Source organism: Staphylococcus sp. MSU001, assembly GCF_052976705.1.
The window spans coordinates 23,682-38,379 of record NZ_JBRIKK010000017.1; the positions used below are offsets into that span (position 1 = coordinate 23,682).

Annotated in this window: 15 protein-coding genes; 5 read left to right on the top strand and 10 right to left on the bottom strand. The window is 32.1% G+C overall.

Annotated elements, in window-relative coordinates:
- The first annotated feature begins 103 nt into the window (after window positions 1-103).
- Complete coding sequence (locus ACVBFA_RS08875) at window positions 104-643, top strand: pentapeptide repeat-containing protein (protein ID WP_002447724.1); 540 nt, start codon at window positions 104-106, stop codon at window positions 641-643.
- Between the two features lie 178 nt (window positions 644-821).
- On the opposite strand, the gene ACVBFA_RS08880 is transcribed toward ACVBFA_RS08875, so the two are convergent.
- The 4 genes from ACVBFA_RS08880 to ACVBFA_RS08895 all read right to left on the bottom strand — a co-directional run bounded on the left by ACVBFA_RS08880 (window position 822) and on the right by ACVBFA_RS08895 (window position 4,058).
- On the bottom strand, window positions 822-2,150 hold the full coding sequence (locus ACVBFA_RS08880; protein ID WP_002447723.1) for a sodium-dependent transporter: 1,329 nt from the start codon (window positions 2,148-2,150) through the stop codon (window positions 822-824).
- Window positions 2,151-2,294: 144 nt separating this feature from the next.
- Window positions 2,295-2,537 carry a hypothetical protein gene (locus tag ACVBFA_RS08885; RefSeq protein WP_002491710.1) on the bottom strand — a complete coding sequence of 81 codons (243 nt, stop codon included), beginning with the start codon at window positions 2,535-2,537 and terminating at the stop codon, window positions 2,295-2,297.
- 14 nt (window positions 2,538-2,551) lie between these two features.
- On the bottom strand, window positions 2,552-3,280 hold the full coding sequence (locus ACVBFA_RS08890; RefSeq protein ID WP_447158812.1) for an alpha/beta hydrolase: 729 nt from the start codon (window positions 3,278-3,280) through the stop codon (window positions 2,552-2,554).
- 106 nt (window positions 3,281-3,386) lie between these two features.
- The gene (locus ACVBFA_RS08895) at window positions 3,387-4,058 is read right to left on the bottom strand and encodes a phosphatase PAP2 family protein (RefSeq protein ID WP_002491679.1); all 672 of its coding nucleotides are present in this window, start codon (window positions 4,056-4,058) and stop codon (window positions 3,387-3,389) included.
- A 251-nt stretch (window positions 4,059-4,309) separates the two neighbouring features.
- On the opposite strand from ACVBFA_RS08895, the gene ACVBFA_RS08900 reads away from it, so the two are divergent.
- The gene (locus ACVBFA_RS08900) at window positions 4,310-4,558 is read left to right on the top strand and encodes a hypothetical protein (protein ID WP_002447720.1); all 249 of its coding nucleotides are present in this window, start codon (window positions 4,310-4,312) and stop codon (window positions 4,556-4,558) included.
- Between the two features lie 41 nt (window positions 4,559-4,599).
- On the opposite strand, the gene ACVBFA_RS08905 is transcribed toward ACVBFA_RS08900, so the two are convergent.
- The 3 genes from ACVBFA_RS08905 to ACVBFA_RS08915 all read right to left on the bottom strand — a co-directional run bounded on the left by ACVBFA_RS08905 (window position 4,600) and on the right by ACVBFA_RS08915 (window position 9,163).
- On the bottom strand, window positions 4,600-4,968 hold the full coding sequence (locus ACVBFA_RS08905; RefSeq protein WP_001829349.1) for a DUF2294 domain-containing protein: 369 nt from the start codon (window positions 4,966-4,968) through the stop codon (window positions 4,600-4,602).
- Between the two features lie 112 nt (window positions 4,969-5,080).
- Window positions 5,081-7,648, bottom strand: coding sequence for a DUF2309 domain-containing protein (locus ACVBFA_RS08910; RefSeq protein WP_126122217.1), 2,568 nt, complete (start codon window positions 7,646-7,648; stop codon window positions 5,081-5,083).
- 18 nt (window positions 7,649-7,666) lie between these two features.
- Complete coding sequence (locus ACVBFA_RS08915) at window positions 7,667-9,163, bottom strand: NADH dehydrogenase subunit 5 (protein WP_237638889.1); 1,497 nt, start codon at window positions 9,161-9,163, stop codon at window positions 7,667-7,669.
- A gap of 594 nt (window positions 9,164-9,757) precedes the next feature.
- On the opposite strand from ACVBFA_RS08915, the gene ACVBFA_RS08920 reads away from it, so the two are divergent.
- From ACVBFA_RS08920 to ACVBFA_RS08930, 3 genes are all read left to right on the top strand, one after another.
- Window positions 9,758-9,826, top strand: coding sequence for an alpha-1/alpha-2 family phenol-soluble modulin (locus ACVBFA_RS08920; RefSeq protein WP_096824640.1), 69 nt, complete (start codon window positions 9,758-9,760; stop codon window positions 9,824-9,826).
- 90 nt (window positions 9,827-9,916) lie between these two features.
- Entirely contained in the window at window positions 9,917-9,988 is a 72-nt protein-coding gene (locus ACVBFA_RS08925; RefSeq protein WP_087587975.1) for a phenol-soluble modulin PSM-delta, read from the top strand.
- 243 nt (window positions 9,989-10,231) lie between these two features.
- Window positions 10,232-10,495 (top strand): hypothetical protein, encoded by a 264-nt coding sequence (locus ACVBFA_RS08930; protein WP_126122219.1) that lies wholly within the window; start codon window positions 10,232-10,234, stop codon window positions 10,493-10,495.
- A 238-nt stretch (window positions 10,496-10,733) separates the two neighbouring features.
- Here the strand turns inward: ACVBFA_RS08930 and ACVBFA_RS08935 are convergent, their stop codons facing one another.
- The 3 genes from ACVBFA_RS08935 to ACVBFA_RS08945 all read right to left on the bottom strand — a co-directional run bounded on the left by ACVBFA_RS08935 (window position 10,734) and on the right by ACVBFA_RS08945 (window position 14,032).
- Window positions 10,734-11,936, bottom strand: a complete 1,203-nt coding sequence (locus ACVBFA_RS08935) for a GTP-binding protein (protein WP_126122220.1) — start codon at window positions 11,934-11,936, stop codon at window positions 10,734-10,736.
- A 170-nt stretch (window positions 11,937-12,106) separates the two neighbouring features.
- Window positions 12,107-12,490, bottom strand: coding sequence for a VOC family protein (locus tag ACVBFA_RS08940; RefSeq protein WP_126122221.1), 384 nt, complete (start codon window positions 12,488-12,490; stop codon window positions 12,107-12,109).
- A 513-nt stretch (window positions 12,491-13,003) separates the two neighbouring features.
- Window positions 13,004-14,032, bottom strand: coding sequence for a PTS sugar transporter subunit IIC (locus ACVBFA_RS08945; protein ID WP_126122222.1), 1,029 nt, complete (start codon window positions 14,030-14,032; stop codon window positions 13,004-13,006).
- Window positions 14,033-14,698: the final 666 nt, after the last annotated feature.

The following is a 14,698-nucleotide window of genomic DNA, read 5'->3' on the forward strand; positions in this document are numbered from 1 at the left end:
GAGAATACTTAACGAAAGTGTTATGATAAGGGTAAATAAGCTAGCACATCGATAAACGTTATCGAATTACATACACTAGAAATGATAAGGAGCTGCTTTAATTATGACGAAACAAGATTTATCTTTATCTGTATTTACCAATGAAAATTATAAGAATCTTCGTTACACATCATCTAGTTTTAGAAATTCTATGTATGATGAATTAGAGGTTAATAAAAGTCGCTTTAAAAACTGTAATTTTAATGAAGGTATTTTTAAGAATATAGAAGCAATTTGTAATTGTAAATTTACAACGTGTGGGTTTAATAATTGTATTTTTGAAGATGTTCATTTTTACAAAAACCAATTTAAAGATTCAACATTTGTGAATACACCATTTGATCAATCCGTATTTAATAACACTTTATTCCAAAATGTAATGTTCGATAGCAACCTCATTCGTAGCGTAAAATGGACTGATATTATTTTTAAAAACGTTTCTTTTAAAAATGTAGAAATTGAAGGAACAACATTTAAAGATGTAAAATTCAAGAATTGTGAGTTCAAAAATGTAATTATTACTAATTCAACTATGTCGCAAAAGTTAATGAATGAATTACAAAAACAAGATGTTACTTTAGAAGATATAGACACTTCTATTTAACATTCATTAACTTGATCTTAAGAAAACAATTTAAGATTATAGTTAAACATTCGCTCGTTTAATGGTGTTCGATATTTCGAATCAACTACATAGCATTCTTTATATAGTAAAACGGTCAACTCCACTAAAAAATGGAATTGACCGTTTGTTTTAGTTTTATCAATAACGTCTCAATGATTTAAAATAATTGAACTATAAATACTAAAATAATGACAATGGGCATGACGAACTTAATTAAATAATACCACGGTAAAAATAGGTTGAATTTGTCTTTCCCAAAGCTTTCTTTTAATAATTTTTTATCTAGTAATTGGCCAACCACCAATGTTGTTCCTAATGCCCCTAATGGCATAAGAATATTAGATACAATAAAATCCATATTATCAAATATAGTACCAGCGCCAAAACGCAAATGACTTAGACTACTAAAAGATAATGTTGCTGGGATACTAATGATAAATACAAGTATACTACCTATGATTGCCACTTTTTGTCTTTTACTATTATCATTTTTAGTAAAATTAGATACATTTAACTCTAATAATGATATAGAAGACGTTAATGCCGCAAATAAGAATAATAGTAAAAATATAAAGTAAAAGAATGTACCAAAAGTCATTTCGCTAAACACTAGTGGTAAGACCTTAAATAATAAGCCAGGGCCTTCTTGGGGTTGGTAACCAAATGTTTTAAGCGCAGGAAATATAGCTAATCCAGCCAAGACAGAAATTAAAATATTCATTACGACAATTGAAAGTGCTGAAGACTTTATCGTCATATTTTTAGGTGCATAACTTGCATAAGTAATCATTCCGGTTGTACCTAGAGACAGCGTAAAAAACGATTGCCCTAACGCAAATAGTACCCCTTGAATAGACATATCTTCAACTCGAGGTTGCAGTATATAACGTACACCTTCTAAAGCACCTTCTAAAGTTAAAGATTGTGCTACAACAATAATTAAAAAGATAAATAATAGAGGCATCATTATTTTAGAAGCTTTTTCTAAACCTTTTTCAACACCTAACATAACAATTACCATTGTTATCAAAATAAATATGCCTTGACCTAAAACAGTCAACCATGGATTACTAATAATTGTTTCAAATTGAATATTTGTCAGCGTACTTGATTTAAAAATCGCGATTTGTGCTATGACATAACCTATATATATAATAATCCAACCACCAATAACACTATAAAAACCAAATAATATAAATACGGCTAAATTACCATTCCACCCGATAATATTAAGCCATTTCTTTCCCGTTAATTTCTTATATATTTGCGTTGTATATGTACGCCCCATTTTACCTACCGTAAATTCCATAATTAACAGTGGTAGTCCTACAAATATAGTAAAAATTAAAAACATTAAAAGAAAAGCGCCACCGCCATATATACCTGCCATATATGGGAACTTCCACATTGCACCCAACCCTATTGCAGAACCTGCGCTAGCTAATATAAAACCGGTAGACGTTTTCCATTGTGAATGACCACTCAAATTACCAACTCCCTTTAAAGCGCTAAAGTGTTAAAATGCTTAAGTCCTACTCTATCATGAGTTTATTTTATGTGCAATGTACCTATATATTGTCAGAATAATGAAATACACATTTTTTGATATTTATGGATTGTTGCTGTATTTTTATTCAAAATCATAAGTAATGTGTTGTCCCTCTGTCACTTCTTCAATGTCTAGACTTTCAATGTGATCAACATTAATATAATGTACAACATCTTTTTTAATATATAAGTATGCCAATTCATCAAATTCATCTATGATTCGTGATACACATGTATCGTAATCGGGACCATTTTCAAATGTTTTAAATTCCGTATATATTTTTCCTGATACGGTTGTATAAGTTAATAAAAATGTACGTTTCATATTCCTACACTCCTTTATTTACTAAAAAATTGAATAATAGATCGTTCTACTTTGTATGCTTTATCACCATATGTCATAAGATGACCACTTTTTTTAAATTTGAGAAGTTCTTTATCTTGACTATTTACATTATCATAAATGTATTGCGCACTTTGAGCATATAATGGGTCATCTTCTTCGCCATACATAATATTCACTGGTACTGTAATATTTGTAAGACAAGCCATAATTTCATCAATTACACCTTGAAATACTTCAATTTCTTTATCATAGGACAAGATGGTTTCCATTTGGTGACGACGTTCTTCTTCGCTCAAACTCAAAATTTCATTCATTCGATGCCCATACCTTTCAAGACGCCACGCAATCTCGCTTTCACGCTTTTTATGTGGGGCTGACATCACAGCTATACGTTCTAAATTAAAATGTTCAGCCAACCTTAAAGTAAATAATCCACCTAATGATACGCCTGTCACATTAATTCTGCTATATCCTTCATTTCTTAAAAATTGATATGCTGAAGTAACTTGTTCCCACCAATCATTAATATTGTGTTTAGTAAATTCCTTAAGCGGCAAACCGTGCCCTGGATAACTAGGGACGTAACAAGTAAACCCCTCTTCATTTAACTGTTGTGCTAAATGTTTTACATCACGTACAGTTCCCGTAAAAGAATGTAATAACAATACAGCTTGTTGACGATGTCCTTTTAAGTAGATTGATTGTGGTGATTTAACTTTCATTTTTACATTCACTCCTATTTATGTAGATGTTGATATAAAATAGACGCCCTGCACTCTCAAGACCGTCTAAAAATTGATATTTTAAAATTTTTCAAGCTACTTTCACTTACTTTTTCCCCAAAAAATTTAATAAAGGTGACACTAATATAAATAACGATACCCAAATAATCGCTAAACTTACGCCTCCTACAACGTCAGAAAAATAGTGTGCATGAAAATACAGTCTACTTATTAAAACGCTAATCCAAAATACAATACTTAAAATTGTGATTATAAATTTAAAAGCACGCTGTCGGATTAATGGGATAATAAGGATCATAATCATTAAAAAGAATAACGTATTAATATTAGAATGCCCACTAGGAAAAGACCATCCTGTATCAATACTTAAATGATTCTCAGGCCTTGACCTTTCAATCGTTTGCTTAATTAAATAATTAATCAATGCGCCACTAGTCATCGTTATGATTAGCCATATTGCTTGTTGAACCTTCTTGTAAAACATAAGTAGCACTGCAATAAGGATAGCCACAATTAATATAGTCTTAACATCACCAAAGGTAGCGCAAAACGTCATTATGCTGTTGATGAATCCATGTCCAAACACTCTATTAGGATTCCCAAATTGTTTACTAAACCACTCTTGCACGCTAAGATCAACCATTCCCAACCACTGATTATGCGCTAGCACATGAGTAGCGATAAAGCTTAAAAGAATAATCATGCATATTAAAATTGGGATTATCCCTTTTGCTATATTCATATATTTAAAATTCATATCAACACCTATTTCTATAATGTGGTTCACTTAAGTTATTTTATCTTCTTTTGAATACGGAATATGTCTTCGCACTTCAAACATAATCATTCTTTCTCATTTTACACTATATCAGTGTTTTATCATTAATTTTACTTAACGAACATTTACTTGAATACTTTAAATGTCTTTAAAATATCATACTCATTACATATACAATAATGTATAATGTGATTTAACATAAAATATAATTTTAATGAGGAGGCGACATATTGTTTACTAAAAAAATATTGATTTATATTGCGCTCCTTATTACCTTAATTCGTTTTTTTATTCCATTACATCCAGACTTTGATACGTTGTTAGTATGGTTGTTTATTCTTTACATAGTTCCAATTATTTTATGTATCATTGGCTTTAAATCAGATAAACTCATCGCTACTATGATTATGATTCCAAATTTAATGGGTATAGGTTATCGTCTATTCATCTTCTTTAATGACTTTTTGCATTTAAAATAAAACAGCACTATCTATTAAAGATAGTACCGTTAAATAATTTATTACTCATGTAATGCTTTATCAAAACGATCTTCCAACTTAAAAATCATTACGCGTTCACCGGTTATAGTACTTAAATCACTATGAAAACTTTTCACATTAAGTCCAGTCAAATCTTTAATAATGCGACTCAAGTCCTCTTCACCAGACTCTACAAGTTCAGAACGTGTACGTTTAATATTTAAAAGCCCTTCATTTGTTTTACACACGCGATATTCAGCAGGTGTCAAAATGCCTTGTAAACTAACAATCACCATATCACGAAGAATGTCTGTTTTTACAGACAAAGAACCTCTCCCTAAAAAATCTTTTTCCCATTGCGTAATGGCTTTACTAATTTCAGATTCATAAATACCTTTCGTCTTTTTCATAACTGGGCGACTCCTATTTCTTGATTACTTATAGTTTAACATTAAACTGAAATAATCAAAAAACTTAATTTCTTCTAATGAATCTTTAATTGTTAATCTCACCGAGTATTTTCTACCAGTCTTTCCAACTATTATTTTCATCAATACTAGCAAGTCTTATCCATTGATGATCAACCTTTTGTCTAAAATGATCATGATGTTTTAACAAACGTTGAATATATGCATCTGGTGCTTGAATAACAATTAAAAGTCTAATAGGTGCGTGATACGCCTCTTTATCATTCATCATTACTGACTGCCATGGTAAGCCATACATTAAATCACTAGCATTTCCTTGCATGACACCAACACCACTTGTCACAGTTTGCGTTGTTTTACTACCGCTTCCATAATAATGAGGTGCCACAGTTGAGGCGTAGTATTGTAAATTAATCCATTGTGCTACTAGTGCCGGCCCAGAAATAATTGTATTTAAAATCTCACCGTCTTCATCCTTTGTCCAATCATAATTATGAAGAAATGCCCGTCCCTCTAGGTTACTATTTTGAGTGATTTGACGTTTCCCAATAATGAATTCAGCATTTCGTGCTAGGCCCCATTCTGGACGAACCTCACTCCAATCGCTAGCGTGACGATGCGCTTCAGCTTTAGGATTTTGGTCAGTTTTTTTTATATTTGGCAATGATGCCAAACGTTCTAAATTGGCTTTATAACATACTTTTGGCATCACACTCTTAAGTTCGTCAAAGGCATTTTGAGCTTCTGTAGTTAATGGTGGAACATAAATATACTCTAACTCATCAACTGACGTTTGATGTTCAGCAGCTATAAACACTGTATGTCTTGGAATATCGATTCCTTCCATCACTAATCCACGTCTAACATTTTCTTGATTACACATTACTGCTAATAATTTCGCATTGAATCCACTCGAGGCACCGCCGCAAGCACCGCATTCTAATGAAGCATGATAGGGATTATTATGTGATTCACTACCGTGTCCGCATAGAACAATAAGTGGGGCAAAATCATCTGTTAAGTCCATTAATTGTAATGCTTTTTTGGAAAATTGAATCTGTTCATCTAAAGTAAAGCCGATAGGTAGTTTTGAATACGCATCTTGCTCACGCTGAATAGTTAACTTACCTGTTGGTTTACGTAGCCATTTTTGTGAGAATCGATGAACAATACGTTGTGCTTTTTTAGGAAAAATTGTGTTAGCTATAGTCGCAATGCTTAAAAAAGGACCACTTAATTCTGGTAAAAGTAAACTTGGCAAGACGTTGTTTTTCATTAATTTAAAGTTATAAAACATAGATGTAAGTGTATGTTGTTGTTGATTATAAATTTTCATTTCATGTTGATCAGCATATTCTTTAATACGATATGCAGGTTCTACCATCACTGGTAATGATGGATGTGCAAATTGCTCATCAAGTACTTCTTTTTGAATTGGCAGACCAAAGAACCCAGCAATTCCTATTGTTTCAAAAGGCCCTTCACTTTCTAAATGTCTTCTAAACGGTTCGGATCGTACATCAATACAAAACGCAAGTTGTACTTTTGCTTTTTCTTGATTAGTATCTTCGGTTGGAACACGATAAATTTCATCAACCAAGCGTCGTTCATGCGTTTCTTCCCATGCATCTAACCATAACTTTTTAAAATAAAACGGGCTGAATCGTGTCACCAATTCAATGTATGCTTGTTGCTTTTTAGATGATAGATTTAACCACTGCTCAACATTCATTTGTATGTTAAATAGCAAATAACGTATTTGCTCTAACTTTTTTTGAAGATATATAGATTTTTTTAATAATGTTGTATGGTGGTCTTTTAAAAGTGCCATCTCAATTGAGAGACGAATCGCAACATAGTCTGTTAATAAGTAATCATCATTACTATGTGTCTGTGACCGATGATACATGATTCCCGCCCAACCTGGTAAAGATAATAAATGACTCTCAATATATGATTGTCGATATTCTTCTTTTACCCCTAATTCTTGAAAGACGTACTCTATTGCTTCGGTTGCTTGATTTGGCAGATGTACTAAAGTAAGTCGTTGTTTTTTTGTGAATAGCGGATCATGTTTAACTAAACGTTGCCAAGCATGATAGAACCCTTTTTCTCTTTTTGGCATGGTCCAACTTGATTGAAAGTCATCAACATATAATTTAGACCACTTAATCATATGAGCATCTAAAATATCAATAAGTCGTGTACCTTCCTTTGTGAAAACACTAGCACTTTGCGCTATCACATCATCTTTTTTCTTATAATCCTTAAAATAAGTTTGCACCCATTTTTCCAGTTTCTCGTTATCTTTTGTATCAAAGTAACCTTCTTCAATCGTTTTTAAATTTTTCGCTCTTTGAATATATGTGTTGATATCACTGTCAGATAGTGAACTATTATTATAATGCGCACGATTTTCATCCAACCGTTCTTCAAATACTCTTAAATCTATTTCTTTATTACTAATCGCTCTGTGAATGGAGGACGCATTAGGATAAATGTCAATATCCTCTACACTTTTTAACCAATGTGCCACTTGATCAAAAGAAGCATCTTCTAGCCCCTCCCACGGATTACGTGCAGCAAATGTTGAAATCGGTGATAAAGGTGTAATCACACGTTTAGCCTGATTGACTAATTCATTGATATCTGATTGAAGCATAATTTCTATCCTCCTTTATTAAAATCGTTTTAAATATGAGGGATGACTTTCTATAGATTGGGTTTTAGCCTCTCCTACTTTAATAAGCCATAGGTATAACTTCGCAAATGCCTTTGATTCTCTTCGCCGTGCTACCCATATGCTTAACATACTGCCGAAAACTATAATAGCAATCGATAGAATAATACTTATGGATGGTGGTGAAACAATATGAATATCAACGGTACTTAATGTCGTGAAGAAGTAATGATGCGTAATAATATAAACAATTGCTACAACAATAATCATACATATTCCGATAATTCTTCCGATGAGTCCATGACTAAAAGCAACTAATTGATTCCATGACACTATTAACGACCAAGCTAATATAAGAGCGCTTAATACATCATAGGCATGTCTATCACTATTCAACCAAAATATTATCGCTATAAGAATAGCTAGTAGACGACCAAATACAAGCCATCCATATGACTTTTTAACAGATGGAGGCGTAGGGATGTTAAATCTTTTAACAACAGAACCCGATTGTAGAAATAATGTCGCTTTAAACACGCCATGCAATATTAAATGTACTATCGCCGCAGAATATGCTCCAAGCGCACATTGTACTAACATAAAACCCATTTGACTTATCGTAGAACCTACAAGTTGTCTCTTGTAATCAACATGCACAAGACTGATTCCAGAACCTAACAATACTGAAATGCTTGCAATAATTAATAACAGTGAAATGGCTATTTCGTCATTAAATACCGGAGAAAAGCGTGTAAGAATCACGCCACCAGCATTAACAATACCAGCGTGCATAATAGCTGAAACTGGCGTAGGCGCAGCTACAGATTCAATAAGCCAGCCTTGAAATGGAAATTGTGCCGCCGGAATAATCACTGCTAGAACAATAAGTAAATTGATACAGAGACGCATTCCATAATTGATTGCATTATCATCTGACATATTCGAATGAATATACCAATCTCCTGTAGCGATATACAATAAAATGACAGCAATCAATAGCGACAACCATGCCAATGTAAATGACCGAGCTGAAATTCTTGCCGCTTCCCTAGGTACCTTCCATAATTTGTTAACTTTAATGAGACGTGTTAACACAAATAATGTTGCCCCCCAAAACATGGTCATTAACCTTAAGTCTCCACTTAACCATGCCAATGAAGCAAATGCAGTAATTAGTGTAAGAAACGGAAAATATTTACGGTAATGCATGTCACCAATTAAATAACGCATAGAAAACTTTTGAATGATAAAGCCTAAAGTCAAAATAAATGTCATCATCAACCAAGTAAGATGATCAACTACAAAAGGTCCAACATTCACCCTTTCACCGAAAAATATTAATCCACTTAATCCCGCAATGATAGGTAAAACAAGTAAATATATATGAAATTTAATATATTGAATGGGTACTTGATGATTCAAAAATATTAATCCACTCAGTATAGCAATGACAAGTGTGATAAAAAACATAAACAAAACAAACTCTGAACTTAACATTGCGTATCCTCCATCTCAAAAAATATTTAAAACATAACAAAAAGCCTACAATAGCCAACCTTTCATATATGTCATAATGAAAGAATTTAAACTATTGTAGGCTTCAATTTAACTCAAGTGTTTCGCACTTTTATCCTCAATATATATATAAATCTTACGGAGTATAAATAAATCGTACACTTTATTTAAATAAGCTGCCTATATCATTTTGTAGTAAAGTAAGAACTCTTTCCCCTCTATCAATCAAGGTTACTCAACCTAAAATTGCTAAAGCAAGACTTAGTTATTACCTTTTCGAATAATACTATTAATATATTTTAAATGAGCAAGAGTGTCAATGGTTAAGCTTCTAAAAATAAGACTCAATTAATCATATAGTAATGATTATTGAAAGCTTAATTACTCAAAGATCCTTTTGTAAAGCTTATGTAAACAGTATAAAGACAAAATAACACTTAGGAATAACTCACTGTTGAGTGAAAAACATAAATCATTCACTTAAGACATTGATATTTTAATTTAGGGACTATTCACATATTTAATTCAAATTCCAGTTACACTATAGATAACAAATTAGTAAGGGAGGTCATTTAAATGGCAGATGTAATCGCTAAAATTGTTGAAATTGTTAAAGGCTTAATTGATCAATTTACTCAAAAATAATATTTAAAAGTTAAGTATTTTATAAGTTAGCTTTTGAATATTCAACAACCATCTCTAAATACATTTCCCTTTTGAAAGGAGGTCATGAACATGAGCATCGTATCAACTATCATCGAAGTCGTTAAAACTATCGTAGACATCGTTAAAAAATTCAAAAAATAGTCTACATTCTACATAGCCACCATCTTTTACGATGGTGGTTTTTTATGTCTATTTATTTTCAGCTCGCTTAAACACCCTTAACCACCCAACATTTACTTCTCTTCATTATTGGATAACTTTTCAAAATAAACTATTGTAATGAATATATTTTTACTTATAATGGTAAACACGGCATCACGTTTATTAAAACAACGATGACTATTGATTCATTTGGTAAATAACGACATCGAAAGGATGGACAAAATGAAGAAGGGTTCAATTGCCAGCTTATTATCAATTATTGTCACGCTCATTAGTATTTTTATATGTTTTACAACCATGTTTACGAACATCTATAACAACACTGACTTTAACTTTTGGTATTTCCCAGGAGCAATTATCTTTGTTATCTCAATTATTATTAATATCATAGCAATGTTTAAAGGTAATAAGACGTTAAACATCATCCTATTTTTTATTAACTTTTTTGCCTTACTTATCTTTACAACACCATTTGCAATCGTTTAAATGTTATTTTCAACTGCAAAATAGTTAGGCACGAGTCATATCACATCTCCGCCCGTAGAAATTTTTTGCAACTAATAACTGATTTTGAAAATACGTCGATATTAATATTTTAGGTTTCAATATTTAAGCGGGCAAGCGTCTCTGAATTCAGAGGCACTTGTCCACTTTATTTTTCACGTGAAACAGCACAGTATATTCATTCGTATTACATTTTCATTTAAAATGATGAATCAATCAACTACATTCTTTGATCATACGTCCACTGATACGGACTATCTAGCAATCGCCAATCTTCATCAATCTCATCACTACGAATTAAACATGCATCTAATTCCCGGGAAATTTTTTCTTGATCTAAATCCGTACCAATAATTACAAATTGCGTTTGACGATCTCCATATTCGATATCCCAATCTTCTGCTACATCTTGACGTGCTTCCAAAATAGCTTCCTGCTGACGCTCACTCATTGTTGCCACCCAATATGTAACGGGGTGAATATTACAAGATGAACCAGCCTGTGATAACAAACACGCTACATCATTATACTGCGCTAGCCATACAATCCCTTTTGTTCTTACAATATTTTCTGGCATTTGTTCTAGCCATTGATGAAATCTTTTTGCATGAAATGGTAATCGTCTAGTATAAGCAAATGATGTAATCCCATACTCTTCTGTTTCCGGCGTATGTGTCGCATGTCCTCCAGCTGTTAATTCTTTAATCCATCCAGCTGATTCACTTGCCTTCTCAAAATCAAATAATTGCGTATTAAGTACATCTGATAGTTCCACTTTAGCATTTACTGTTTTAATAATTTTAGCTTCGGGTTGCAATGCATGTAATACATTTTCTAATTTTTCTAAAGCTTCGTCGCTAATCAAATCGATTTTATTGATAATCATCACATCACAAAATTCTACTTGATCAATGAGTAAGTCAGCAATAGTACGCTCATCTTCATCATCAACACTTTCATCACGGTCTGCCAATAAATCTTCACTGCGAATATCATTAACAAAGCGATTCGCATCTACAACCGTCACCATTGTATCTAATCGACATATAGAGGTTAAATCAATACCTAATTCTTCATCTATGTATGAGAACGTTTGAGCTACCGGCACAGGCTCAGATATTCCAGTTGATTCAATTACAATTTGGTCGATACCCCCTTTGTGAACTAAGCGCTCGACTTCTCGTAACAAATCGTCTCTTAAAGTACAACATATACATCCATTAGAAAGTTCTACTAATTTCTCATCTGTTCTAGATAAGCCCCCACCTTGTGCTACTAAATCCTTATCAATATTAACTTCACTCATATCATTGACTATGACAGCAATGCGACGCCCTTCTCTATTTTTTAATATATGATTAAGCAATGTCGTTTTTCCCGACCCTAAATATCCACTTAATACAGTTACAGGTATTTTCGCCATTTCAAGAACCCTCTCTTTTGAAAATAGTAATTATTACGTTTTACATTCTATAGAAAGTTCCTTCTTTTATCAATACTCAATTTTTTTAAAATTGAATAAACGTTATTAAATAAAAAAAGCTAGTTGGAATCATTATAAATTTCCAACTAACTAAGATTAAACTATTATAATTATATATGTTCATCTAAAAAGTAATTAAATACCCAAATGATACCATTGAGATGGTCTTTTACCTCTGCATGATAGGCATTAAAAAAAGTTTTATTGAGTTTCACTTTAGCATGACCACCATCATCAATTAACCTTTTATAGACACGCTCCAACTCTTCTAATGAATCACATTCAATAATAAGATGAGGATTTTTAGAAACGGGATGCTTATGAAACGTATCGGAGAAATGAACGAACGTTTCATCACCAATAATAAGTTGGGCATGATAAGTTCGACCATCTTTACTCATAAGTATTTCTGTTTGAGCGTTAAATACATCTTTGTAATAACATAATGATTTATCTACGTCCTTAACGTAAATAAACGGGCTTACATTCTTCATAATTTCCTCCTTTTTTATTTATTAATACATTTAGACACACTTTCATCAATTTAAACTAATCATTTTCGGGATTATTGCAAATTAATACAATAAAACCACTCCTCAATGGAGTGGCTACTTTTCTATATTTTAGGTTCACCGTTGACTAGCACACTATTTAAAAAGTTGAGAAATTGTATTACGAATTGAATTGAATCGTTCATAATCTACATCTCCTCTCAATACTTTTTTAACACTTTCATTATAAAACGTTTATGCTTCAACATACTAAATTTGCCTAACTGTATATTTTTCATACTCAAGTGTCAAATAAATGGTGTGATATTATTTTGTTCAACTACATTTCTTCTAATATTTAAGAGTTGCACGCATACATATTAACAAAAATATTTTCTCTAACTTTAAATAGAAAATATTCTGTTCATTTTATGTATTCACATAATCGTGAAATCATCTATGACTTTGATCAATTTTCAAATCGCCTAGTCTTAGCGCTCATCATTGTATACTCAGTTATGTCGTTGTGTCCCGTTCTAACATTTGCTTTTTAGTAATAATGGGGTACTTTTTGAAAACAATAGACCCTACAATACCAGCAATAGTTCCTATAATCGCCATAACCACACCATAGATAATCACTTTCGTTAAACTATTAAAACCAAACATCACTAAAAAACCTGCAATAGGTGTAGCAGTGCCAGTTGCATTATTAATCATACCTGACCAAGCAATTATAATACCGGCAATTGCCCCACCAAAGAAATTAGTGACATAAATAGGAATAGGATTAGCGGAAACAATATCAGCTTGAGAAAGCGGTTCAATTCCGACTGAAATGGTTGCTTTACGGTCTCCCAATTTCAAACGATGGAACAATGCACTATTCATAAACGCGGAACTAAATGCGGCCATGGCACCTATGGCCATAGGCGCACCCGTTAAACCAAGCAATGCAGTGAGAGCCATTGAACTTAATGGAGCAGTACCTACTACTGTAATAATACCTCCCAATACAATTCCCATAATCAACGGGTTAGTGTCAGTACTACTTTGTATAATATCCCCAATTTTAATTAACGTATTATTAACCACTGGCGTCAATCCAGTAGCAATTAATCGAGCAATGGGGGCAAGTATAACAATTGAACCAATTAAATCAATACCGTCTGGCACATATTTTTCTGTATACTTCATCATATAACCTACAATATACCCAGCGAAAAATCCTGGTAATAAATCCATACCTCCACAAGCTGCCCCAATAACAAGTGCATAAACTGGGGATACGCCAATCGCTAATGCGGTTAATCCAGCCGCAGCCACACCACCTAAACCTCCAGCAGCATCTCCTAATTCTTCTAAGAATTTAATACCAAATACTTGTCCACCCACATATTTATTGAAAGCTTCAACTAAAAACGAAGCAATTGCCGCATTCGCTAAAGCACCCATCGCTTTCATCCCACTAGGTGCCTTGTATGTAAATAGAGTAAAAATAACTAAAACTAGGATTAAAAATAAAGTACCTATAAGTAAATCCATATCAAACATTCCCCCATTTCATTAAAATTTTCAGATTTTTTAGAAAACAACTATAAAATACATAGTACCAAAAAAATATACCTTTGAGGAGAATTTTTTGAAAAATAGAAAATATTTATTAAATTAAATAAAGTTAAATAGTAAAAATTGTAGCAAGCGAGTCATTTAGTTCGATGATTAATCAATCTCTATTATATACATTTGATTCTTTTTAATGCGCTTGAACAAAACATTATCAAATCGATTTCTTAATAAAGTTGATTCTCTTATTAAAATGTTCAAAACGAAACTAAAATATGCAATTATAAACCCATATCACATAAAAAAAGCTAGAAACACTTTTGTTTTAGTGTTTCTAGCTTTTAAAATGATTATTTTGTTATTCCCTCTCGATGATATGTATTTTTTGCATGTGTTTTCGACTATTTATATACGTTGTTATATTAGAGTTTTATCGGTACTTCTTTTTTTATAGATTGCTATTAATTTTTAAATAACGTATTCAAAACAAAAACGATTTATTTAACTTGCCCGTATGCTAACTATTTAATGCTTTTGCCTATGTTTCATACATATACTATTTTTTATCCTTATTTAAAGTAAGATAAATATATAGCTACACTAACCATGAACAATGCAATTACTCCATGTAATATTAAATTAATC